This window comes from Bombella intestini, from assembly GCF_002003665.1.
GTDB lineage: Bacteria > Pseudomonadota > Alphaproteobacteria > Acetobacterales > Acetobacteraceae > Bombella > Bombella intestini.
The window spans coordinates 253,486-277,811 of record NZ_JATM01000002.1; the positions used below are offsets into that span (position 1 = coordinate 253,486).

Consider the following 24,326-nt stretch of genomic DNA (forward strand, 5'->3'; position numbering starts at 1 on the left):
AGAAAAAAACTAAGTGTTGACCTGATATAGAATGGCTTCTTTTCTGGCTATGGAATAAAGGGTGTTATGAACAAACCGCAGCATGAAAGACACAATTGTGTGTTGTTCAGAACACAAAATAAACTATAATTAATAGTTAAAAATCACTCAGCCCGACACCCTATCTACTACAGATGGGCAGGGCAGCAATCAGAAACTATGATGATTGCTTAGTGATAGCCTGTCATGGCTGAGGACAACGGCGGGGAAGACCCCGCTCAGGGTCCGGCTAACTGTGGATTACTAAAGCTGATTTAGAGGTCCTCATTAGGCGTCACGGTGGAGACCTGCGCCCTCAGGCCACTCTGGGGCACTTGAATGTCGATTTCCAGCTTGGAACATTTCTGGCCCCGATCCATCTTAATCTGCACATTGTCTTCATCAATGGAGACATGACGTGCCAGAACCTCGAGGATTTCCGCATGGAGAGTGCGCAAGAGGGTGGAATCACCTCCCTCTTGAGCTTGACGCTCATGCGCTAGAAGAATTTGCAGTCGGTCCCGCGCCACATTGCTGCTTGCCTCGGAGCGTTTCCGGGAAAAAAAGCTGTCCAGAAAACTCATGAGCCCCTCTTTTTGAAAATGCGATCAAACAGACCACGTTTCTCTGTCGGAATTGTGACGGGGACGTCTTTGCCTTCCAGCCGGTCTACAGCTTCGAAATAGGCAAGAGCGGGAGCACTTTCTGGTGAGGCAAAAGTGACAGGGGCACCAACGTTGGAGGCCTTGAGGACGTCTTCACTCTCGGGCACGATGCCAAGCAGGGGAAGGGAGAGAATACCCACGACATCCTCAACACTCAGCATCTCCCCACGGGAGGCGCGGCTCGGGTCGTAGCGTGTTACGAGTAGGTGTTTTTCTATCGTCTCACCCTTCTGTGCACGGGCCGTTTGGCTGTCGAGCATCCCGATGATACGGTCTGAATCACGCACAGAGCTGACTTCAGGGTTGGTGACAATCACGGCATGGTCGGCGTGGTGCATGGCTAGACGGGCACCGCGTTCAATTCCGGCAGGACTGTCACAGAGGATCCAGTCGAAACGTTCCCGCAATTCGTCCATCACTCGTTCTACGCCCTCGCTTGTCAGGGCATCTTTATCACGGGTTTGGGAGGCCGGCAGAATGGACAGGGTATCGCAGCGTTTATCACGGATCAGCGCCTGATTGAGTGTGGCTTCGCCCTGAATCACATTGATGAGGTCGAACACAACGCGGCGTTCCACCCCCATGATGAGGTCCAGATTACGCAGCCCGACATCGAAGTCGACCACCGCCACATTTTGCCCACTTCGTGCCAGAGCGGCCCCAAGGGCGGCTGTTGTGGTTGTCTTACCAACCCCCCCCTTGCCGGATGTAACAACGACGATCTTTGCCATGGACTCTTCAGCTTTCCCGTAGTGGCCCGTAAGCCTTTGTTAACACTGTTACAGACTGTCAAGGTTCAGGAAAAGCGAACCTTATTCTATTGCTTCGTACTCTACCGCATTGACTAGGCATTGATAAGACATTCTACCGGCAAAATGGGATTTTCCTTTTCGCTGGAAAGATAAATATCATGCCTTAACAGTTCCTGCCGGAAGAGGAACAACTTTCAAGCGTTCATCTTCTAGATAAACCTGTGCGGCTTGCCCAATTGATTCCTCTGGCATTTCCTCGGCGACCATATAGAAGCCATCAATAGCTAGCAGTTCGGCTTCCATTTTGGCGGTATAGATGCGGGCATGGGGGTGGCCGTCTACACCGGCTATGGCCCGCCCGCGCAGTGGGCCATAGACATGGACAGACCCCCCGGCAATGATCTCAGCCCCGGAGGAGACGGCTCCCAGCACAATGACATCACCATCAGGATTCTGGATGGACTGCCCGGACCGCACAGCACGGTTGATGATGAGGGGCTCCCGCAATGTTACGGCGGTGGAGCTGCTATCCTGTTTATCTTCTTCATTGTCGGGGAGTTTTACAGGGCCGCTCGGGCGTCCTCCCTGAAGTTCGATGGGCCATTCCCAAGACTGGAGTGCTTCCCAGTGGCGGTCTCCACCTTCTATGCCAATCAGATGCACATGGCGTTGGCGTAGCTCCTGCTGGAAGTCGGCTAGGCCCTCTGTGTGTTCATCCAGCAAGCTGAGGTCCAGAATGACAGGCTGACGGTTGAAGAACCCGGCTGCCCGCCTCATATGCTCATCAAGGCCAGCCAGCCATTCCTTTAGAGGTGCCTCTGGAGAGAGGATAAGTGCCAAAAAGGAACGACCCCGGGCACGAATGGTCATAGCGTTGGATGCCGGGGCTTGCACTGTAGGCGCATCTGACAGATGGAATGACTGAGATGCTGATGGGCTGGACATGAACTTGGGGTCACCGTAGCTGTGTCTGGATTGATCGGAATGGTCTCTGTTCCCTGGTGCAAAAATGCCGTAGGAAAAACATATGCGTATACTGCATCACTTACCCCTGTCTCCGCAATCGCGTTTTGTACGGCTTATGCTGGCAGAGAAGAAACTGCCTTTCGAGCTTGTCGTGGAAAAGACGTGGGAGCAGAACGAACGCTTTTACGACCTAAACCCAGCAGGTGAGGTTCCTGTTTTGGTGGAGGATAACGGCATTATCGTGCCCGGTGGGCGGGTTATTGCTGAGTATCTGGAAGATGCCTATCCGGAGATCTCCCTCATGGGGCGTAGTCTGACTGATCGTGTGGAGGTCCGCCGCCTGATGGACTGGTTCGAGCGACTGTTCCAGCAGGAGGTTATGGTCAATCTGTTGGGGGAGAAGGTCGAGAAGCGTCTTTTCGGGCAGGGTCATCCTGATGGTAAAGTGCTTCAGGCTGGTTACAAGAATCTCCGTTTCCATCTCGATTATATCGGTTATCTGGCCGAAACACGGACATGGCTTGGTGGTTCTGTTTTGACAGCAGCAGATTTTATAGCCGCAGCCCACATCTCCGCATTGGACTTTCTGGGGGATATCGACTGGCGTCGGGCCCCATGTGTGCGAGATTGGTACGCCCGCATTAAGTCTCGTCCCTGTTTCCGGGACCTCTTGAGTGATCGTGTTAGCGGTGTGAAGCCTCCTGCCCATTATGCTGATCTTGATTTTTGAGCGAACGCCGAGAAAGGTGATGTGGGCATGACAGTATGGGATGTGGCCGTCATAGGGGCGGGGGCAGCCGGAATGATGGCCGCTGCTACAGCAGGACAGAGAGGGGCGAAGACTATCCTGCTTGATCATGCCGATCAGCCGGGGAAGAAGATTCTCATTTCTGGTGGGGGACGGTGTAATTTCACCAACCTAAAAGCGGATTGGACGCATTATCGTTCTGAAAATCCACGTTTCTGCCGGTCAGCGTTAGCACGCTATCGGCCACGGGATTTCCTCTCCCTTGTCGAAAAACACCGTATCCGCTGGCATGAGAAGGAAGATGGTCAGCTCTTCTGCGATGAATCGGCCAGACAGATCGTCACCATGTTGGAAGATGAGTGTCGGGCGGGTGGAGTACAGTTTCAGCTTGGGTGTTCTCTGAGCGACATAAGGCACGATGGCCATGTCTTCACGCTGGATACGTCATGGGGGGGTGTTCAGGCACGGTCTGTCATTCTGGCGACAGGTGGGCTGTCCATTCCTAAATTGGGCGCAACGGACTTCACCCTGAAAATGGCCCGGCAGTTCGGGTTAAGGGTCGTGCCGCCGGCCCCGGCTCTCGTTCCTTTCCTCCTTGAGGAACCTTGGCCAGACCTTGCAGGTGTGTCGCTACAGGTTACGGCTTCGCTTGTGGGGCGGAAAAAGCCCGTCTTTACTGGTGGGATGGTTTTTACTCATCGGGGTGTGTCTGGTCCGGCCATCTTGCAGATATCGTCATGGTGGGAGGGCAATGAGGCTGTGCGCCTGAATCTGCTACCCGGTCAGGATGCTCATGAGGTCATGCGGACAGTCTGTCATCAGCGGCCTAAGGCGCATGCGCCAGCTCTGCTGGAAGCTCTGCCCTCTCGGCTGGTGCGTGTTCTGATTGCTGGAAAATTGGATGATCGCCCCTTAGCTGAACAGCCGGGGAAGGCAATCCGGGCTTTAGCTGCAGAGGTGAATGACTGGGTGTTGAAGCCCGTTGGGACAGAAGGTTACCTCAAGGCAGAAGTCATGCGGGGTGGCGTGGATACGAGGGACCTATCGTCCCAGACGATGGAGGCCCGCACGGTGCCGGGACTGTATATGGTTGGCGAGGCCGTAGATGTGACAGGCTGGTTGGGTGGTTACAACTTCCAATGGGCTTGGGCTAGCGGGGTAGCGGCTGGACAGTCTGCAGCGGAGCGGGCTGGTAGCTGATGGCGGACATGGTATCGTACCCGTCAGAAGAGAGGCTATGAGATGGCGGCAGGAAAGAAGATTAGAAAAATGGAACGACAGCCCTGGCCAAGTGATGCGTTGCCAGAGGGTGATGAGCAGGCTCCTGTGAAGCTTCTGCTTGTAGAGGATGATGATAGCCTTGCTGAGGAAATCGTAGGGGACCTGAGCGGGCGAGGCTATGAGGTCTCTCGTGCGGCGACAGGAACCGAAGGGCTGGAGATGGCCCGCAAGGGGGATTACGCCCTGCTGGTAATGGATCGCATGTTGCCGGGGCTAGACGGGTTAAGCGTGCTGGAGACCCTGAGAGAACAGGGTATGACTATGCCGGTTCTCGTCTTGTCGGCTCTGTCCGCAGTGGATGACCGCATCAGTGGTCTAAAAGCGGGTGGGGATGATTACCTTACAAAGCCGTTCGTGATGGAAGAACTGGCGGCTCGGCTGGAAGCTCTGCTGAGGCGACCTGTTTATGGGCGTACGTCCATGCTGAAACTGGGCCCGCTGGAAATGGACCTTCTCGAACGGCGGGTACGGCGGGACGGACGGGAGATTGACTTGCTCCCTCGGGAGTTTCGGTTGCTGGAATATATGATCCGGCGTCCCAATACGGTTCTGACCCGCACTATGCTGCTGGAAGATGTCTGGAATTACCGGTTCGTGCCCCGTACCAATCTTGTGGATGTGCATATCGGCAAATTGCGGCGCAAGGTGGATAAGGACGGAGAAGAGCCGTTGATCCATAGCATCCGTGGTGCCGGGTTCTGTTTACGTGTTCCGGAGTGACCTGTTCCGCACGGCGGCTTTCCGGCTGACGCTGGGGCTTGTCTGTGTTGTGGTGCTGGGAATGCTGCTGGAGCTGGTTCTGCTTTATGGGCAGATCAGTACCTATGAGCAGCTCCGTACCAATGATCTGCTGCGCCGTTCGGCTTCTGTCCTCATGCAGGAGGCCCCGGGGGACTTGGAAGTCCGGCTGAAGGAACGTAGTACCAGTGAGCTGCGTATTTTTCTTAATGCGGCGGCCTTGTTTGATAAGGACCATCACCCCATTGCAGGGGATATGACGGCATGGCCTGCGGGATTGACGGCCAGTCAGTCCACCCAAAACCTGTCCTTTGTCTTGCCGGATCACTCCGTGACGATCATGCGTTTTCTGGTGGTGGAAGTGCCGGGGATGCAGCCGGGGAAGACCCGCCTGTTGGTGCTGGGGCGGTCTCGCCATATGGTGGATGAGCTGCGGCATGTCGCTCGACAATGTGCCTTGTTCTCCATGTTGCCAGTCGTACTTTTTGCCCTAACTGCCGGAATGATATTGAGCCGCCGGGCATTGGGGCGCATCACCAAGATGCATCATTCCATTGAGCAGATTGTTAAAGGGCAGATGCGGGAAAGGCTGCCTGTTGGACGTGGCCATGATGACCTTGACCGTCTGGCAGGGTCCGTCAACCGGATGCTGGACCGGTTGGAGCAGCTGATGGGCGAAATGCGGGATGTGGGCAACGATATCGCCCATGACCTCCGCACGCCTTTAGCTCGTGTTCAGGCCCGATTAGACCGGCTGAACGGTTTTGTTCTGACGATGGCTGCGACAACAGAGGAAGAAGCACGTTTTGAGCAGGCGATGGCACTGTGTCAGCGTGATTTGGAGCAGTGTTTTTCGGTTATCACAGCTTTGCTGCGGATTGGGGAGATTGAAAATGGGCAGCGGCGGGCTGGTTTCAGGCGCATGGATGTCATGCCGCTGATTGCCGATATGGCCGATCTGTACGAACCTAATGCAGAGACGCAAGGGCTGATTCTGTCTGTCGTGCCGCATGAAGGGCCTGTGGAACTATGGGGGGATGCGGACCTCCTTAATGAGGTACTAGCCAATCTGCTTGATAATGCCCTCAAATTTACGGGGGAGGGTGGTGAGGTTACTCTGCGAGCAGGCTGTAATGAGCTGTGTGAACCGTGGTTTGAGGTACGAGATACGGGGGTCGGCATTGCTGTGGAAGAGCGCAATGCTGTCATGAGCCGTTTTTACCGGGCGGATAAAAGTCGTCACATTCCCGGTAGTGGGTTAGGGCTGAGCCTCGTGGCGGCCATTATTCGGCTGCATGAAGCTCGCCTCGTAATTGAGGAAAACCGCGAGGGAGAGGTGAGGAGTGGTACAGTATTCCGTCTCATCTTCCCACATCCGGAAGACGCTCAGGGCACGGGGCAAGGGTAACAGATAGGCGTAAATAAAGTGCTGGCAACTGAGCCATGCTTCTTAAAAATCTTTTCAGATGAAAAGCATTTTTTCTTTGGGCGTCGTCGTTATAATCCCCCGAATGCGGCGCAAGGGGGACCCAGAATATTCGGGGCCCCTCCAGGTGGAGAGACAGATTGCTCAGCGGTATTGAGACAGAGAGACGAGCCTATTGCGGGATATTAGAGGCGGGAGATGATTCTCTTACTCCGCCGGGACTGCATATCTCTAGTGTAGGTTATTGCCTGTCATGAATGCCATCGTCCTGACAGCCCTGCGGCGGCCTTATACGTTTGTTGTCATGTCCATCATGATCCTCATCTTCGGGGTGAGGGCCATTTTGGGAACACCAACGGATGTTTTCCCCAACATCAAGATTCCGACCGTTGCGGTTGTCTGGTCTTATACCGGGCTGATGCCGGAGGAAGTTTCAGGTCGTATTGTTTATTATTATGAGCGAACGCTAACAGCGACCGTAAATAATATCGAACATATCGAGAGTAGCTCCTATTACGGGCGAGGGATCGTCAAGGTTTTCTTCCAACCGGGCACAGATGTTAGCGTAGCGCAGACGCAGATTACTTCTGTATCGCAGACGGTCATCAAGCAGCTTCCCACTGGGGCTACGCCGCCGCTTATTTTGGCACTGGATGCATCTTCTGTCCCGGTGCTGACCCTACAGGTCAATAACCCCAATATGTCCGCTTCGGAAGTCTACAATATGGCTTCCAACCTTATCCGTCCTGAACTTGTTTCTGTGGCGGGGACGGCTATCCCCAACCCTTATGGGGGGGTAGCGGCGGATATTATGGTGGACATCGACCCAGTGAAGCTGCTGGCCCATCGGCTTTCCGCTGTTGATGTGGCCAGTGCATTGAATAAGCAGAATATCGTTCTTCCGGCTGGAGACCAGAAGGTCGGGGCTATGGATTTCATGGTGCGGACTAACTCTGCACCTTTGGATATTGCAGCCTTTAACCGAATGCCCATCAAACAGGTGGGCAATTCCGTCATCTATCTGAGGGATGTCGCTTGGGTGCATAAAGGCGGCCCGCCGCAGACCAATGCCGTGCTGGTGCGGGGCAAGCAGGCGGTGATGATCGTTATTCTGAAAAGCGGTAATGCCTCAACGCTGGATGTGGTGAGCGGGATCAAAAAGTTACTGCCTGACATTCAGAAGACACTGCCTCCCGGTACAAGCATGGATGTGCTGACGGATGCTTCCAGTTTCGTGAAGGAATCCGTTGTTGATGTGGTGCGGGAAATGATTACCGCTGCCATTCTGACCAGCCTGACCGTTCTGCTTTTCCTGGGGTCATGGCGTTCGACTGTGATTGTGGCCGTGTCTATTCCTCTAGCCATGCTCTCAGCCTTGATCGGCCTCAGTTTGGCAGGGCAGTCCATTAATGTGATGACGCTGGGCGGGTTGGCACTGGCTGTCGGTATTCTCGTGGATGATGCCACGGTGATGATTGAGAATATCGATGCTCATCTTCATATGGGCAAGGAGCTTGAGCCTGCCATTGTCGATGCCGCTAATCAGATTGTCATCCCGACATTTGTTTCGACAACATGTATCTGTATCGTTTGGTTCCCTCTCTTTGAGCTGACAGGCGTTGCGGGTTGGCTGTTCATGCCCATGGCCGAGGCTATCATTTTCGCAATGATCGCTTCTTTCATTCTTTCCAGAACGCTCGTGCCGACAATGGCGAACTGGCTGCTGGCGGCTCAGGTGGAAAAACAGCGACATCCAGATTATGCGAGCCGGAAGAAGGGCTTCTTCGGCAGGTTTCAGGAAAAATTTGAGTCTTATTTTGAACAGTTCAGGCAAGGTTATCATGGTATCCTGCTGACTGCTCTGTCGATCAGAACAAAATTCATCGCTCTGTTCCTTTCCGGTGCGCTGGCGTCTCTCCTTCTTCTTTTCTTTGTTGGGCAGGATTTCTTCTCGGAGATTAAATCCGGGACTATGCAGATGCATTTTCGGGCACCGGTCGGCACCCGTATTGAAGAAAGTGCAAAATTAAGTGGTCTGATCGAGAAGAAAATTCGGGAGACTTTACCCGGTCAGGTGAAGTTGATCGTCAATAACTGCGGCCTGCCGATGAGTCAGATGAATCAGGCAATGGTGCCTTCTCCCACAACGGGGGCGCAGGATTGCGATGTGACGATCCAGCTGGAGGATTCAGAGAGTCCAATCTCCGATTACCGGAAGCAACTGCGCCGGTCTCTCGGGGCGGCTTTTCCGGGGATAGGTTTTACCTTCCAGCCGGGTGACCTTACCGCCAAGATTCTCAATTTCGGTCTACCTTCCCCTATTGATGTGCAGATCGTTGGGCGTGACCTCCAACATAATTATGATTTTGCTGTTCATCTAGCGCAGCATCTTCGGCAGATCCCCGGTGCTGTGGATGTCAGCGTGCAGCAGCCGATGACACAGCCGACCATGCTCATCAATGCTCATCGTAGCTTCGCCATGGGTACGGGGATTACCGAAAAAGATATTGCCTTTAATGTCCTGACGACCCTTTCAGGGAGTTCGCAGGTTGGTCAGACGTACTATCTCAACCCGCAGGGCACATCTCAGTTGATTGATGTGCAGGCTCCTGCCACCTATCTCCAGACACTCAATGACCTTGAGAAAATGCCCATTGATAGAGGGGACGGGAACCCCCAGAATGGAACCATGCAGATTCTGGGAGGGGTCAGTCATATTGTGCAGACGGGCACTCCGGCGGAAGTCTCCCACTATAATATCATGCCGGTGTTCGACATTTATGTCGCTGCGGAAGGTGTAGACCTTGGGACCTTATCCCGGGCTGTTGGGCGAGAGGTAGAGAAAGTCCGCCCCAATCTGCCGCGTGGCTCCAGCATGGTGGTACGTGGCCAAGTCGTGACAATGAATAATGCCTATGTCCAGCTGATTGGTGGGCTGTTGCTCTCCATTGTGCTGGTCTATCTGATTATTGTCGTGAATTTTCAGTCATGGCTGGACCCATTCGTTATCATCATGGCTCTGCCAGCGGCTCTGGGTGGTATTTCGTGGAGCCTGTTCCTGACCCATACCACATTGTCCGTTCCAGCTCTGACAGGGGCTATTATGTGTATGGGGACGGCCACCGCTAACGCCGTGCTTGTTGTGGCTTTCGCTCGGGAACGTCTGGAAGCGCACGGTAATGCCGTTCTTGCTGCTTCCGAAGCTGGGTTCGAGCGTATTCGTCCCGTGCTGATGACGGCTCTTGCTATGATGATCGGTATGGTCCCAATGTCCATCAGTAATTCCTCCAATGCGCCACTGGGCAAGGCGGTCATCGGAGGGCTATTGATGGCAACAGTAGCAACGCTACTGTTTGTTCCCTGTGTTTTTGCTCTGATCCATGGCGGTGCCCCGAAGGGTGACCAGACCACTCCAGAAGGAGAACCTTCATGAAGCCGTCCACCAATCAGACATCATCTGTGGCCCGTGGTAAGGGGCGTTTGCTGATTCTGATAGTTCTGGCCGTGCTGGTCGGGTTGGTCGTGCTGGGTCTCGTGCAGCGGGCCTTGCATAAGCGGGAATTAGTGCGGGAGACGCAGGATAGTTCTATTGCCCGTGTTGTGCTAATAAAGGCCCAACCGGGACCAGCGACTAGGACTGTGGACCTGCCCGCCAATCTGGCTGCATGGTACGAGGCGCCGATTTATGCGCAGGTCTCCGGCTATGTGAAGATGTGGTACAAGGACTACGGTGCCCACGTGAAACGTGGCGACCTGTTGGCCGAAGTCAGCACACCAAGCATCGATGCCCAATACGCAGCAGCCAAGGCGCATTATGAGGTCGTCAATGCCCGCTATCAGTTGGCTCTCATTACAACAAAACGTTGGACTGCTCTGCGGGGAACACAGGCTGTATCCCGGCAGGAGGTGGACGTGCAGGCCGCCAATGCTGCCGCCCAGAAGGCTGAGCTTGATGCCGCTGCTCATGAAGTTGAACGGGTGGAGGCTCTGGAAAATTTCAAGCGGATCGTAGCTCCGTTCGATGGGATTGTGACATCCCGTCTGGTTAATGTCGGGGACTATGTGAATGCTGCGGGGGGTAACCTCAATTCCCGTGGTGCCATTGCTGAACTCTTCTCTGTGGCGGATGTGCATCGGATACGTGTTTTTGTGTCCGTCCCGCAGGATTTTGCGAGTGTCATTTCACCGAGCATCAGTGCGGAGCTGAGCGTCCCTCAATATCCGGGGCGTGTGTTTAAGGCGCGTTTCCTGGCAACGGCCAATGCCTTCAATGCCTCTACCCGGACAGTGACAACCGAGTTGGTTCTGGATAATCCCGATGGGCTGCTTTGGCCCAATTCCTACGCTACGGCCCATATTCAGGCTCCGGGTGACCCGGATGTGCTGATTGTGCCGACTAGTGCGCTCATTTTCCGGGCGCAGGGAATGCAGGTGGCTAAGGTCGTTAATAATCATATCAGGCTGGAAACCGTGCAGGTCGGCACGAATTTCGGCATGACGACACAAGTGCTTTCCGGCATGTCTCTGAATGATGAGATTGTGGCTAACCCAACGGCGGATATGCTGGATGGCGATGAAGTCCGAGTTGTGACGCCGACCCGTGGTTATAATGACGTGAAACCGAAGGAGCTGGAAAAGCCTGTTCCGAATGTGACGTCAAACGATTTGCGCCGTGTCGGTGCTATGCCGCCACCGGAAGAAAACAGCGCGGACGATCAGCCAAAACCGGGTGAGGGTGGAGCGGCACCTGCGCCGACCAAACAGGGGCAGCACTGATGATGAGGACATGGCGGAAGCTGCCGCTGTTGGCGGGTGGATTATCGTTTTTTCTGACATCATGTGATCTGGCCCCGAAATACCAGACGCCGCATTTCATCTATCCTGATGGCTGGGAAGGCAAAGGCATCATGGGTAATGCCAAGCCTGCTGATGCGGTCGTAAGGGGAGAGTGGTGGAAGATTTTTCACGATCCCCAGCTTGATGAGCTTGAAGAACGGCTGAACGCTTATAACCCTGACCTTCAGGCGGCGGCAGAAGTTTTCACGCAGGAGCGTGATATCGCCCGTGAGACAGAAAGCCGACTGTATCCTCAGATCGCCGGTGGGGCGCAGATGAGCCGGAATAAGCAGTCGGAAGGGCGGCTTTTCCTGCGGCGTACCAATAATACACCTATTTATGAATCCAATGTGGCCTACAGCGGGGCAGCCACGTGGGAGCCGGATTTCTGGGATGCCATCCGTAATCAGACGCATATGCAGAAGAATCTGGCACAGGCCGGAGCGGCTGAATATGCCCTGACGAGGTTGAGCCTTCAGGCAGAGCTTGCATCAAATTATATGGCACTGCGTGGGATTGATGCGCAGCTGGCTGTGTATGACGATTCTATCCGGTATTTCCGTACGGCAGTGGAGATCACCCGTCTCCGGCAGGGCGGAGCCATCGGAGCAGGGCTAGATGTGTCCCGTGCGGAGAATGAGCTATATTCCGCTCAGGCGGCACAAAGCTATTTATTGGCGACCCGGCAGGTGCAGGAACATGCCATTGCTGTCATGGTCAATGTGGCACCTACCAGCTTCCACATTCAGCCGATCAAGGATTTCCGGCTTCATTTTGATACGATCCGGGTCAAGGAAGGGATACCTTCTACCTTGCTGGAAAGACGACCTGACGTTGCTGTGAGTGAGCGTCAAATGGCTGCGGCAGCACGCGCCATCGGTGTATCCAGAGCAGCCTTTTATCCGCACATTACTATCAGTGCGACAGGCGGGTTTGAGGACGCCGGGTTTGACCTCGCTAGTGTTGCTAAGGCGTTCTGGCGGGTGGCTGTGCAAGCTGTGGAGCCGCTCTTTACGGGTGGAATGCGGCGTGCTGCCCTGCAACGGGCATGGTCGCAGTATCGGGAGCGTGTGGATTCCTACCGAGCTACGGTTCTTGCTGCGTTTCAGGACGTGGAAGATGGTTTGAGTCAGACAGCCTTGTATCATCAGGAGCAGCTGCAGCAGCATCAGGCTGTAGATGCCGCCTTGAGGACGCAGGCTATGACGATGGCTCTTTATACGGGCGGGCTGACAAACTATCTGGATGCACTGGTAGCGCAGCAGGATGCCCTTAAGGCTCGTTTGCTGGAGGTTCAGGCGCAGACGAGGCAGGTGCAGTCCACGGTCCGGCTGATTCGTGCCCTTGGTGGGGGGTGGTCAAACACGTTGCTACCGGACATTAAGAGCATCGATCCGATTGGACCGTTACAGTATGAGGGTCTCCATCATGCTCGGCCTGCTGGAGAGGTCCCGGTGGGGACACAGCAGAAAGGGTCTGAGATTCAACCCCCGGCTGCTGAAAGTGATCTGACAGGGAAGGCCGCCGTGCCAGCTCATCCCTGATTCCAGCTTGACGCTATGGGGGGAATGGTCTAGGCACCCTCTCAGTCGAACGTGGGAGGCGGGGATGATCCCTGCCGTCTCAACCACGGTTCGGGAACTATAAATCAGGGAGTCCCGGATATGGCCAAAAAAGTAGTTGGCTACATCAAACTGCAGATTCCGGCTGGCAAGGCTAACCCGTCTCCGCCGGTTGGTCCGGCGCTGGGTCAGCGCGGTCTGAACATCATGCAGTTCTGTAAGGAATTTAACGCAAAGACGCAGAGTCTCGAGCCGGGTATGCCGATCCCGGTTGTGATCACTGCCTATGCGGATCGCACCTTCACCTTCATCACGAAGACACCGCCGAACACTTACTTCCTGCTGAAGGCTGCTAAGATCACCAAGGGGTCTCAAACGGTTGGCCGTGCTGCGTCTGTCGGGTCCGTGACGACTTCCCAGCTGCGTGAAATCGCTGAGAAGAAGTTCCAGGACATGAACGCAAACGACATCGATGGTGCCGTGCGTATGCTGGCTGGGTCCGCCCGTTCCATCGGTCTTGATGTGGTGGAGGGCTAAGACATGGCCAAGAATAAACGTATTGCTGCTCTGCGCTCCAAGGTTGAGGCTGATAAGCTGTACTCCCTGAATGAAGCTGTGGCTCTGGTAAAGGGCAACGCAACGGCTAAGTTCGATGAGACGGTTGAATTCGCTATCGGTCTGGGTGTTGACCCTCGTCATGCCGATCAGATGGTTCGTGGCCTGATCTCCCTGCCGCACGGTACAGGTAAGACACTGCGCGTTGGTGTGTTTGCTCGTGGCCCGAAGGCTGAGGAAGCAACTGCCGCTGGTGCCGAGGTTGTCGGTGCTGAAGACCTGGCCGAGAAGGTGCAGGCTGGCGAGATCGAGTTCGATCGCTGCATTGCTACACCGGACATGATGGCTCTGGTGGGTCGTCTTGGTAAGATCCTTGGTCCGCGTGGTCTGATGCCGAACCCCCGTCTCGGTACCGTGACGATGGACGTCAAGGGTGCTATCGAGGCTGCTAAGTCCGGTCAGGTGGAATATCGCGCAGAGCGTGCTGGTATTGTTCATGCTGGCGTTGGTAAGGCTTCCTTCTCCGAGTCTCAGCTTGCTGAGAACGTGAAGGCTCTGGTGGATGCCCTGCAGAAGGCTCGTCCGTCCGGTGCGAAGGGAACTTACCTGAAAAAAGCTTCACTTTCTTCCACAATGGGAGTAGGTGTGCGTATTGATCTCTCCAGCTTCGAAGGCTGATTGACGAGAGATTAAGGAATCGCCATTTTTCGGAATGGTGTGGGAGCAGTTCGCTGCTCCCTTTTCCTGTCCTAGAACGCATGTGGGACGTGGTTCCTTAAAGCCCTAGAGGGGCGCAGGCGTGAGACGGGTAGAACGTATTATAGCCCTCGGGTGCGATGCGGTCTTCCTCAATATGGACAGGCGAGCGGGTCTTGTTATGCCGTAAGGTAGGGCAGGACCTATGGGTAACCTGGTCCGAGATGATCGGACTAACCGAGGAGACAAGGTTTTGGACCGTACGGAAAAACGGGCCTTTGTCGAGTCCCTCAGCAAAGTGTTCGGTAGCACGTCCATGGTTATCGTCACCCAGAATCTGGGTCTGACGGTTGCTGATGCGACAGAGCTGCGTCGTAACATCCGCGCTGTGGGTGCGACATACAGGGTCGCGAAGAACCGGCTGGTCAGCCGTGCTCTGGATGGGACCCAGTTCGACGGCATTGCGCCGCTGCTTAAAGGCCCGACGGCCATTTCTTGGTCGGATGAGCCGGTTGGCGTGGCAAAGGTGCTGGTCGAGTTCGCCAAGAAGAATGACAAGCTGGTGGTACTTGGTGGTGCCCTTGGCAATCAGACTCTTACGGCTGATAGCGTCAAGGCACTGGCATCCCTGCCATCTCTGGACGAGCTGCGTGCACAGCTGGTTGGTATGATCAGTACCCCGGCAACCCGCATTGCAGGCGTCACCCAGGCTCCGGCTGGGCAGCTTGCTCGCGTTCTTGGTGCCTATGCCAGAACAGGCGACACGGAAGCCGCTTGATTAACAAGGTGGCCCGCATGAGCGAAGCCGCCTGATATTTACGCATCTTAGAGGATATTATCATGGCCGATTTGGCAAAACTGGTTGACGAACTGTCCGCTCTTACCGTTCTGGAAGCTGCTGAGCTGTCCAAGCTGCTCGAAGAGAAGTGGGGCGTTTCCGCTGCTGCTCCGGTGGCTGTTGCTGCTGCTGCTCCGGCTGCTGGTGGTGAAGCTGCTGCTGAGAAGACAGAGTTCGACGTCGTGCTGGCCAAGGCTGGTGACAAGAAGATCAACGTCATCAAGGAAATCCGTGGCATCACAGGCCTGGGCCTGAAGGAAGCTAAGGACCTGGTCGAAGGCGCTCCGAAGACCATCAAGGAAGGCGCCACGAAGGACGAGGCAGAGAAGATCAAGAAGGCTCTGGAAGATAACGGCGCTACAGTCGAGATCAAGTAAGAGTTACATCCATGCGGTCCCCTTAGGGGAAGCCGTTGGAGCGAGTGGGCGGGTGCTTTATGGTGCCCGCCCCATTTGCCGTTGACAGGAAAAGTGTCTATACAAGGCATTCCGTCACGCGTCATGGACAGAATTAAGCCAGCCGTTCAAGTCGTCTGATATTCCATGGGGTAATGGGATGGTCATATAGCGGACGACTTGAAGGTCTGGTTCAGAGGCAGGATAAGATGGCGATCACAAAATCGTTCACAGGGCGTAAGAGGATCCGCAAGAGTTTCGGGCGCATTCCCGAAATTGCGCCGATGCCTAATTTGATTGACGTGCAGCGGGCTTCTTATGAAGCTTTCCTGCAGATGAATGTTCGCCCCGACAGCCGCGAGCCGGCTGGCCTTCAGGAGGTGTTCCGTTCAGTTTTTCCGATTCATGATTTCGCTGGCCGTGGTCGGCTGGACTTCCAGTATTATGAATTCGAAGAACCGAAATATGACGTGGAAGAGTGCATCCAGCGTGGGTTGACCTATGCAGCTCCGCTGAAGGTCATTCTGCGTCTGACAACATGGGATATTGATGAAGATACAGGGACCCGCTCCATTCACGATCTGAAGGAGCAGCCGGTTTATATGGGCGATATGCCGCTCATGACGGATAACGGGACCTTCATCATCAACGGGACAGAGCGTGTCATCGTTTCTCAGATGCACCGTAGCCCCGGTGTGTTCTTCGATCACGATAAAGGCAAGACACATTCCTCTGGGAAGTATCTCTTTGCCGCTCGTATCATCCCTTATCGTGGTTCTTGGCTCGATTTCGAGTTCGATGCGAAAGACATTATCCATGTCCGTATCGACCGTAAGCGTAAGCTGCCGGTTACAACACTGCTTTATGCGCTTGAGGGGCAGAACTATCTCACAGCTCGTGAGGGTAAGTTGGCTGAGGGCGGTGATGTTGATGCGCTCGAAGTCACCGGTATGGATGAGGATGAGATCCTCGCCACCTTCTACGGTATTGTGCCTTTCACTCGCATGGGTAGCGAGTGGGCTCGTCCGTTCGAGCCGGATGCCTTCCGTGGTCTGAAACTTCTCAGCCCGCTGGTAGATGCGGATACTGGTGAAGTTGTTGCGGATGCTGAAACGAAGCTGACGGCGCGTCTCGTTCGTAAAATCGCCGAAAAGACCCGTGTCGTGCAGGTGGGGCGTCTGGATATTCTGGGCCGTTTCATCGCTCATGACCTTGTCAATGAGAAGACCGGTGAGATTTATGCCGAGGCCGGTGAAGAACTGACCGAAGAGAAGCTGACCGAGCTGGAAGATCTGGGCCTGAAGGAACTTCCGGTTCTGGCCATTGATGGCACGCATGGTCCGTGGATCCGCAACACGCTGATGGCGGATAAGAACACCTCACGAGAAGAGGCTCTGATCGATATTTATCGTATCATGCGCCCCGGTGAGCCGCCGACCCGTGAGACAGCGGAAGCTATGCTGCGTGGTCTGTTCTTCTCTCAGGATCGTTACGACCTGTCTGCTGTCGGTCGTGTGAAGATGAACATGCGTCTGGATGTGGATGCTCCCGATACGCTGCGGACGCTGCGTAAGGAAGACATTCTGCGGACGGTCAAGATTCTGTGCGATCTCAAGGATGGCCGTGGTCAGGTCGATGACATCGACAACCTCGGTAACCGCCGTGTTCGTTCCGTTGGCGAGCTGATGGAGAATCAGTATCGCATCGGTCTGCTGCGCATGGAGCGTGCTATCCGTGAGCGTATGGGGTCTGTCGATATTGATACGGTCATGCCGCATGACCTGATCAACGCCAAGCCCGCTGCTGCCGCTGTGCGTGAGTTCTTCGGCTCCTCCCAGCTTAGCCAGTTCATGGATCAGACCAACCCTCTCTCCGAGGTGACCCATAAGCGCCGTCTGTCGGCACTTGGTCCGGGCGGTCTGACCCGTGAGCGTGCAGGCTTCGAGGTTCGTGACGTTCATCCGACCCATTACGGCCGTATCTGCCCGATTGAAACACCTGAAGGGCCGAATATTGGTCTGATCAACTCTCTGGCTACCTATGCCAAGGTGAATAAGTACGGCTTTATTGAGACGCCTTATCGCTTGGTGAAGGATGGGGTCTTCCAGGATGGTTGGAAGTATCTGTCCGCCATGGAAGAAGAGCGTCTCCTGGTGGCGCAGGCTGATGCTAAGCAGAGCGATAACCGCCTGACCGATGAGCTGGTAGCAGTTCGTCAGACTGGTGACTTCCGCCTTGTGCCGCCGGAGCAGGTAACTGCCTGTGACGTGTCACCGAAGCAGCTGGTCTCTGTGGCTGCTGCGCTGATTCCGTTCTTGGAAAACGATGACGCCAACCGTGCACTGATGGGTTCCAACATGCAGCGTCAGGCTGTGCCGCTGGTACGGGCTGATGCTCCGCTTGTTGGTACCGGCATGGAAGGCCCCGTGGCGCATGACTCTGGTGCGACTATCATTGCCAAGCGTGGCGGTGTGGTGGACCAGCTGGATGGTGCCCGTATCGTGATCCGTGCTACGGACGAACAGGGTGCAACTCAGGGCGTGGATATTTACCGTCTGCGTAAATATATGCGTTCCAACCAGTCCACCTGCCTCAATCAGCGTCCGCTGGTGAAGGTTGGTGATTTGGTTGCTGCTGGTGACATTATTGCTGATGGTCCGTCCACCGAGCTTGGTGAGCTGGCTCTGGGTCGTAACGTGCTCGTGGCCTTCGTGCCATGGAATGGTTACAACTTTGAGGACTCCATCCTGATCTCTGAGCGTATTGCTCGCGATGACATCTTTACTTCAATTCATATTGAAGAATTCGAGGTTATGGCTCGTGATACCAAGCTGGGCCAGGAAGAGATCACCCGTGATATTCCGAATGTCGGTGAGGAAGCTCTGCGCAACCTCGATGAGGCTGGCATTGTCTATGTCGGTGCTGAGGTCAACCCGGGCGATATCCTGATTGGTAAAGTCACACCGAAGGGTGAAAGCCCGATGACACCGGAAGAAAAACTTCTGCGTGCCATCTTCGGTGAGAAAGCCTCTGACGTGCGCGACACCTCCCTCAAGCTGCCCCCGGGCACGAGTGGGACGGTGGTTGATGTCCGTGTCTTCTCCCGTCGTGGTGTGGACAAGGACGAGCGCGCCATGGCGATCGAGCGCGCCGAGATCGAACGTCTGGCCAAGGACCGTGACGATGAGCGGGCCATTCAGGAGCGTAGTTTCTATAACCGTCTCAAGGAGCGTCTGATCGGGCAGGAAGCTGCCGCAGGCTTCAAGGGTGTTCGTGCTGGTACGCCGATCACGGCAGAGCTGCTGGGTGAGCATCCCCGTGTGACGTGGCGCAACATTCCGGTTGCCGATGTCGCTGTTATGGCCGAGCTGGAGACGCTCTGCCGTGAGTTTGATGGTGCTATCAAGCGCATTAACAACCGCTTCGACAACAAGGTCGAGAAGCTCCAGCGTGGTGACGAACTGCCACCGGGTGTGATGAAGATGGTTAAAGTCTTCATCGCTGTGAAGCGTAAGCTTCAGCCGGGCGATAAGATGGCTGGTCGTCATGGTAACAAGGGTGTGGTTTCCCGTGTTGTTCCTGTTGAGGACATGCCGTTCCTTGAGAATGGTCAGCCGGTTGATCTGCTGCTGAACCCTCTGGGTGTGCCGTCCCGCATGAATGTGGGGCAGATTCTGGAGACACATCTGGGCTGGGCTTGTGCCAATATCGGTCAGAGCATCGGTGCGATGGTTGATGAATACCAGCGTACGGGTGAGCGTCGTCAGGAGCTGCTGGATCGCCTGAAAGATGTCTATGGCGAGAAGATCTTCGATGAAGATATTGCCACGATGGACAATGATCAGCTGATCGAGCTAGCCAACAATCTGCGCAAAGGTGTGCCGATTGCTACGCCGGTGTTCGATGGTGCTTCCATTCCTGACATTGAAGAAATGCTCAAGAAAGCGGGTGTCAGCGAAAGTGGTCAGTCCCAGCTGATTGACGGACGTACGGGCGAGAGGTTCGAGCGTCAGTCTACTGTGGGTTACATCTACATGCTGAAGCTGCATCATCTTGTTGATGACAAGATTCATGCTCGTTCGATCGGTCCTTACTCGCTGGTTACCCAGCAGCCGCTTGGTGGTAAGGCGCAGTTCGGTGGTCAGCGCTTCGGTGAGATGGAGGTCTGGGCACTGGAGGCATACGGTGCAGCTTATACGCTTCAGGAAATGCTGACCGTGAAGTCGGACGATGTGTCCGGCCGTACGAAGGTGTATGAGGCGATCGTTCGTGAGCAGGACGACTTTGAAGCTGGTATTCCAGAGAGCTTCAACGTTCTGGTGAAGGAACTGAAGTCGCTTGGTCTGAATGTCGAACTTGAGCAGGGAGGGCTGTGAGGGCAGTGCTTTCCGCTTCTTCTTCATTGTTCATGTTTAACGTGCCGGCGGGACGCCGTCCGGCACAGTGGGGTTTCGGCAAATGAACGAACTCATGAAGATTCTCGGTCAGTCTGGTCAGTCAGGCACATTTGACCAGATTCGAATCCTGCTTGCTTCTAGCGAGCAGATTCGGTCATGGTCTTATGGCGAGATCAAAAAACCGGAAACGATCAACTATCGTACCTTCAAGCCGGAGCGTGACGGTCTCTTCTGTGCTCGGATCTTTGGTCCGACCAAGGACTATGAGTGCCTCTGCGGTAAGTACAAGCGGATGAAATTCCGTGGGATCGTTTGTGAGAAGTGCGGTGTCGAGGTGACGCTGGCCAAGGTCCGCCGTGAACGGATGGGGCACATCGATCTCGCTTCACCGGTCGCCCATATCTGGTTCCTGAAGTCCCTGCCGAGCCGTATCGCCACGATGCTGGACCTGCCGCTCAAGGATGTTGAGCCGGTTCTGTATTTTGAGAAGTTCTTGGTGCTCGACAAGGGCGTCTGTGAATCTGATCAGGTCGAGTCTTACAAGCACGGCAAGCGTCGTGACCAATATCTGCTGGATGAAATCCGTTGCGAAGAGCTGATGGATGAATTCGCTGATGATGGTCTGGATGTCGGCATTGGTGCCGAGGTGATCAAGCGTGCGCTGTCCAGCTATGACTGGGGTCTGCCGAACGCACAGGAAGCCGAGCTGAGCCGTGCCGCTCGTGAGCGTGGTGAGCCGGATCCGTTTGATTATGACGCCGAGGTGATGGAAGGCGATTCGGAAAAGACGATCATGCGCAAGAAATTGCGCAAGGCGACATCCGAAGCGGCCCGCAAGAAGCTGGTCAAGCGTCTCAAGATGGTCGAGTCCTTCGTGGAAAGTGGTGCTCGTCCGGAATGGATGATCATGGACATCGTGCCCGTGATCCCGCCGGAACTGCGTCCGCTTGTGCCGCTGGATGGTGGGCGTTTCGCTACATCCGACCTGAACGACCTGTATCGCCGTGTTATCAACCGTAACAACCGTCTGAAGCGGCTGATTGAACTGCGTGCGCCGGACATTATTGTCCGTAACGAAAAGCGTATGTTGCAGGAAGCTGTTGATGCGCTGTTCGACAATGGTCGTCGTGGTCGTGCTATCACTGGTGCCAATAAACGTCCGCTGAAATCCCTTTCCGATATGCTGAAGGGGAAGCAGGGCCGCTTCCGTCAGAACTTGCTCGGTAAGCGTGTGGACTATTCTGGTCGTTCCGTGATTGTGGTGGGGCCGGAGCTGAAGCTGCATCAGTGTGGTCTTCCTAAGAAGATGGCTCTGGAGCTGTTCAAGCCGTTCATTTATTCCAAGCTGGAGAAGTACGGTCACGCTACGACCATCAAGGCCGCAAAGCGGATGGTTGAGAAAGAGCGTCCGGAAGTTTGGGATATCCTCGAAGAGGTTATCCGTGAGCATCCGGTGATGCTGAACCGTGCGCCGACCCTGCACCGTCTGGGTATTCAGGCGTTTGAGCCGAGCCTCGTGGAAGGTAAGGCTATTCAGCTGCATCCGTTGGTCTGTACCGCCTTTAATGCGGACTTTGACGGTGACCAGATGGCTGTGCATGTGCCGCTTTCGCTGGAGGCCCAGCTGGAAGCCCGTGTGCTGATGATGTCCACTAACAACATCCTCAGCCCGGCTAATGGTAAGCCGATCATCGTGCCGTCTCAGGACATCGTGCTTGGTCTGTATTATCTGAGCCTTGAGGTGCCTGAATATCGCCTTACGCCGGATGAAGCTGAGATCAAGGATGGCAAGGTCATTAAGGCGGCTCCGCCTGCCTATGCGGCAGTTGCGGAAATTGAAGCAGCTCTGCTGTCCAATGCCCTGAAGCTGCACGATAAGATTCGTCTGCGTCTGGATGCTCAGGATGAGGACGGTAAGCCGGTTCGTCAGACAATTCTGACAACACCGGGCCGTGCCCTGATCGCCCAGATTCTGCCGAAGCATCCAGCTGTTCCGTTCAGCCTGATTAACCGTCAGCTGACAAAGAAGCTGGTGTCCGATGTGATTGATACTGTGTATCGTCATTGTGGGCAGAAAGAGGCGGTTATCTTCTGTGATCGTCTCATGGCTCTCGGTTTCCGTCACGCCGCTAAGGCTGGTATTTCCTTCGGTAAGGACGATATGATCGTTCCGGCCGAAAAGACCACTCTTGTGAACAAGACCACGGAAGAGGTTAAAGAGTTTGAGCAGCAGTATCAGGAAGGTCTGATCACCGCTGGCGAGCGCTATAACAAGGTGGTGGATGCTTGGTCCCGTTGTACGGATGAAGTGCAGGCGGCCATGCTTAAGGAGATTTCCAAGCAGGTACCGGGTAAGCCGACCAACTCTGTTTGGATGATGAGCCACTCCGGGGCCCGTGGGTCACCGGCTCAGATGAAGCAGCTGGCCGGTATGCGTGGCCTGATGGTGAAGCCATCTGGTGAGATTATCGAGCAGCCGATTGTGGCCAACTTTAAAGAAGGTCTGTCGGTTCTTGATTACTTCACATCCAGCCATGGTGCCCGTAAGGGGCTTGCCGATACGGCGCTGAAGACGGCTAACTCCGGTTACCTGACACGCCGTTTGGTGGATGTGGCGCAGGATTGCATCATCACCGAAACGGATTGCGGCAGCGAGCGTGGTCTGGTTGTCCGGGCAGTGACGGATAGTGGTGAGGTCGTGGCCTCCCTTGCAGAACGTGCTCTGGGGCGTACCCTGTCTCAGGATGCTTTCCATCCGATGACAGGTGAGAAACTGCTTCCCCGGAATCGCCTTCTGGACGAGGCTGATGTCGAACTGCTCGAAGGGGCAGGGATCGAAGCGGTTGAGATCCGCTCCGTTCTGACCTGTGACAGCAAGGCCGGCATCTGCGCCCATTGCTATGGCCGTGATCTGGCGCGTGGTACGCCGGTGAATATCGGTGAGGCTGTAGGCGTTATCGCTGCTCAGTCCATTGGTGAGCCGGGTACACAGCTGACGATGCGTACCTTCCATATTGGTGGTGCGGCGACCCGTGGTGCTGAACAGTCCATGGTCGAAGCCTTCCGTGATGGTAAGGTGACCATTCGTAACCGAAACGTCGTTCAGAACTCCCAGAATGTTCCTGTGGTTATGTCCCGGAACTGTGAGATTCTGCTTATTGACGAGACTGGTGCGGAGAAAGCCCGTTACCGTGTGCCTTACGGTGCCCGCCTGATGGTTGCCGAAGGGCAGGAGGTCAAGCGTGGTGATAAGATGGCAGAGTGGGATCCGTACACACTGCCGATCATCACCGAGCAGGCTGGTACAGTCGAGTATCAGGATCTGATCGACAGTATCACACTGGTTGAGCGGGTTGACGAGGTGACGGGTCTGACCTCACGCGTGGTCGTGGACTATAAGCAGGCTGCCAAGGGTGTGGACCTGCGTCCTCGCCTGCAGCTTAAGGATGCTGACGGTAACGTGGTCCGTCTGGCCAATGGTAACGAGGCTCGTTACTTCCTGTCTCCTGACAGTATTCTGTCTGTGGAGAATGGGGCTGTGGTCCATGCGGGTGACGTGCTGGCACGTATTCCGCGTGAGGGCTCCAAGACGCGCGATATTACCGGTGGTCTGCCACGTGTGGCTGAGCTGTTCGAGGCTCGTCGTCCGAAGGACCATGCGATTATTGCCGAAGGTGATGGCCGTATTGAGTTTGGTAAGGACTATAAGTCGAAGCGTTGTGTTATCGTACATAACGATGAGACGGGCGAACGGACGGATTATCTCATCCCTAAGGGCAAGCATATTTCCGTGCAGGAAGGTGACTTCGTCCAGAAGGGTGATCCGCTCGTGGATGGTCCTCGTGTGCCGCATGACATTCTCAAGGTCATGGGTATGGAGGCTCTGTCAGACTACCTCGTTAACGAGATTCAGGACGTCTATCGTCTGCAGGGTGTGAAGATTAACGACAAGCACATTGAAGTGATTGTTCGTCAGATGCTGCAGAAGGTGGAAATTCTGGAGCCGGGTGACTCCACTTACCTTATTGGTGAGACTGTCGACCGGATCGAGTTCGAGCGGGATAGCCGGATGCTGCAGGAGCAGGGGCGTGAGCCGGCCAAGGCCATGCCAATTCTTCAGGGTATCACAAAGGCATCCCTGCAGACGCAGTCCTTTATCTCTGCAGCGTCCTTCCAGGAGACCACGCGTGTGCTTACCGATGCTGCCACATCTGGTAGAATCGACACACTGGGCGGTCTTAAGGAAAACGTGATTGTGGGTCGCCTCATCCCGGCAGGGACGGGGGGAGCCATGCGGCGTCTGCGTAATCTCGCAGTAGATGACGCCCCAGCCCGCCTCAATAAGGGTCTGGCTGAGGTAGAAGACGCTGCTGAGTAAGGAATTCTGGTGGTTAAGCCTCTCTGCGAAAGCGGAGAGGCTTGACTCTTGGGGCAAGCCCACTTAGGGTCCGCG

16 protein-coding genes are annotated in these 24,326 nt (G+C 55.1%); 13 read left to right on the plus strand and 3 right to left on the minus strand.

Annotated features, from left to right (window positions below):
* Window positions 1–293 precede the first annotated feature (293 nt).
* The 3 genes from minE to minC all read right to left on the minus strand — a co-directional run bounded on the left by minE (window position 294) and on the right by minC (window position 2,380).
* Window positions 294–602 carry a cell division topological specificity factor MinE gene (gene minE / locus AL01_RS04300; RefSeq protein WP_077396216.1) on the minus strand — a complete coding sequence of 103 codons (309 nt, stop codon included), beginning with the start codon at window positions 600–602 and terminating at the stop codon, window positions 294–296.
* A complete protein-coding gene (gene minD / locus AL01_RS04305) occupies window positions 599–1,414 on the minus strand; it encodes a septum site-determining protein MinD (RefSeq protein ID WP_077396217.1) in 816 nt (271 codons plus the stop codon). Before minD ends, minE begins: the two co-directional genes overlap by 4 nt.
* Before the next feature lie 177 nt (window positions 1,415–1,591).
* Window positions 1,592–2,380, minus strand: a complete 789-nt coding sequence (gene minC / locus AL01_RS04310; RefSeq protein WP_077396218.1) for a septum site-determining protein MinC — start codon at window positions 2,378–2,380, stop codon at window positions 1,592–1,594.
* 82 nt (window positions 2,381–2,462) lie between these two features.
* Here minC and AL01_RS04315 point away from each other — a divergent pair, with 82 nt between their 5' ends.
* From AL01_RS04315 to rpoC, 13 genes are all read left to right on the plus strand, one after another.
* Window positions 2,463–3,131, plus strand: a complete 669-nt coding sequence (locus AL01_RS04315) for a glutathione S-transferase family protein (RefSeq protein WP_077396219.1) — start codon at window positions 2,463–2,465, stop codon at window positions 3,129–3,131.
* Window positions 3,132–3,158: 27 nt separating this feature from the next.
* Complete coding sequence (locus AL01_RS04320; RefSeq protein WP_077396220.1) at window positions 3,159–4,349, plus strand: BaiN/RdsA family NAD(P)/FAD-dependent oxidoreductase; 1,191 nt, start codon at window positions 3,159–3,161, stop codon at window positions 4,347–4,349.
* Between the two features lie 69 nt (window positions 4,350–4,418).
* A complete protein-coding gene (locus AL01_RS04325; RefSeq protein WP_077396348.1) occupies window positions 4,419–5,150 on the plus strand; it encodes a response regulator transcription factor in 732 nt (243 codons plus the stop codon).
* Window positions 5,137–6,576, plus strand: a complete 1,440-nt coding sequence (locus tag AL01_RS04330) for a sensor histidine kinase (RefSeq protein WP_077396349.1) — start codon at window positions 5,137–5,139, stop codon at window positions 6,574–6,576. The genes AL01_RS04325 and AL01_RS04330 overlap by 14 nt, the downstream gene beginning before the upstream one ends.
* A gap of 271 nt (window positions 6,577–6,847) precedes the next feature.
* Complete coding sequence (locus AL01_RS04335) at window positions 6,848–10,027, plus strand: efflux RND transporter permease subunit (RefSeq protein ID WP_077396221.1); 3,180 nt, start codon at window positions 6,848–6,850, stop codon at window positions 10,025–10,027.
* The gene (locus AL01_RS04340) at window positions 10,024–11,370 is read left to right on the plus strand and encodes an efflux RND transporter periplasmic adaptor subunit (protein WP_077396222.1); all 1,347 of its coding nucleotides are present in this window, start codon (window positions 10,024–10,026) and stop codon (window positions 11,368–11,370) included. The genes AL01_RS04335 and AL01_RS04340 overlap by 4 nt, the downstream gene beginning before the upstream one ends.
* Window positions 11,370–12,974, plus strand: coding sequence for an efflux transporter outer membrane subunit (locus AL01_RS04345; RefSeq protein ID WP_077396223.1), 1,605 nt, complete (start codon window positions 11,370–11,372; stop codon window positions 12,972–12,974). The genes AL01_RS04340 and AL01_RS04345 overlap by 1 nt, the downstream gene beginning before the upstream one ends.
* Before the next feature lie 120 nt (window positions 12,975–13,094).
* Entirely contained in the window at window positions 13,095–13,529 is a 435-nt protein-coding gene (gene rplK, locus AL01_RS04350) for a 50S ribosomal protein L11 (RefSeq protein ID WP_077396224.1), read from the plus strand.
* 3 nt (window positions 13,530–13,532) lie between these two features.
* Window positions 13,533–14,225: a 50S ribosomal protein L1 gene (gene rplA, locus AL01_RS04355; protein ID WP_077396225.1), complete on the plus strand. Its 693-nt coding sequence runs from the start codon at window positions 13,533–13,535 to the stop codon at window positions 14,223–14,225.
* A gap of 271 nt (window positions 14,226–14,496) precedes the next feature.
* On the plus strand, window positions 14,497–15,021 hold the full coding sequence (gene rplJ, locus AL01_RS04360) for a 50S ribosomal protein L10 (RefSeq protein WP_077396350.1): 525 nt from the start codon (window positions 14,497–14,499) through the stop codon (window positions 15,019–15,021).
* A gap of 62 nt (window positions 15,022–15,083) precedes the next feature.
* The gene (rplL, locus tag AL01_RS04365; RefSeq protein WP_077396226.1) at window positions 15,084–15,458 is read left to right on the plus strand and encodes a 50S ribosomal protein L7/L12; all 375 of its coding nucleotides are present in this window, start codon (window positions 15,084–15,086) and stop codon (window positions 15,456–15,458) included.
* A gap of 227 nt (window positions 15,459–15,685) precedes the next feature.
* On the plus strand, window positions 15,686–19,852 hold the full coding sequence (gene rpoB, locus AL01_RS04370) for a DNA-directed RNA polymerase subunit beta (protein WP_077396227.1): 4,167 nt from the start codon (window positions 15,686–15,688) through the stop codon (window positions 19,850–19,852).
* An 82-nt stretch (window positions 19,853–19,934) separates the two neighbouring features.
* Window positions 19,935–24,251, plus strand: coding sequence for a DNA-directed RNA polymerase subunit beta' (gene rpoC / locus AL01_RS04375; protein ID WP_077396228.1), 4,317 nt, complete (start codon window positions 19,935–19,937; stop codon window positions 24,249–24,251).
* The last annotated feature ends 75 nt before the right edge of the window (window positions 24,252–24,326 follow it).

Coding starts and splice junctions, on each gene's coding strand:
- minE (WP_077396216.1), bottom strand. CDS start 602: ATGAGTTTTCTGGACAGCTTTTTTTCCCGGAAACGCTCCGAGGCAAGC.
- minD (WP_077396217.1), bottom strand. CDS start 1,414: ATGGCAAAGATCGTCGTTGTTACATCCGGCAAGGGGGGGGTTGGTAAG.
- minC (WP_077396218.1), bottom strand. CDS start 2,380: ATGTCCAGCCCATCAGCATCTCAGTCATTCCATCTGTCAGATGCGCCT.
- AL01_RS04315 (WP_077396219.1), top strand. CDS start 2,463: ATGCGTATACTGCATCACTTACCCCTGTCTCCGCAATCGCGTTTTGTA.
- AL01_RS04320 (WP_077396220.1), top strand. CDS start 3,159: ATGACAGTATGGGATGTGGCCGTCATAGGGGCGGGGGCAGCCGGAATG.
- AL01_RS04325 (WP_077396348.1), top strand. CDS start 4,419: ATGGAACGACAGCCCTGGCCAAGTGATGCGTTGCCAGAGGGTGATGAG.
- AL01_RS04335 (WP_077396221.1), top strand. CDS start 6,848: ATGAATGCCATCGTCCTGACAGCCCTGCGGCGGCCTTATACGTTTGTT.
- AL01_RS04340 (WP_077396222.1), top strand. CDS start 10,024: ATGAAGCCGTCCACCAATCAGACATCATCTGTGGCCCGTGGTAAGGGG.
- AL01_RS04345 (WP_077396223.1), top strand. CDS start 11,370: ATGATGAGGACATGGCGGAAGCTGCCGCTGTTGGCGGGTGGATTATCG.
- rplK (WP_077396224.1), top strand. CDS start 13,095: ATGGCCAAAAAAGTAGTTGGCTACATCAAACTGCAGATTCCGGCTGGC.
- rplA (WP_077396225.1), top strand. CDS start 13,533: ATGGCCAAGAATAAACGTATTGCTGCTCTGCGCTCCAAGGTTGAGGCT.
- rplL (WP_077396226.1), top strand. CDS start 15,084: ATGGCCGATTTGGCAAAACTGGTTGACGAACTGTCCGCTCTTACCGTT.
- rpoB (WP_077396227.1), top strand. CDS start 15,686: ATGGCGATCACAAAATCGTTCACAGGGCGTAAGAGGATCCGCAAGAGT.
- rpoC (WP_077396228.1), top strand. CDS start 19,935: ATGAACGAACTCATGAAGATTCTCGGTCAGTCTGGTCAGTCAGGCACA.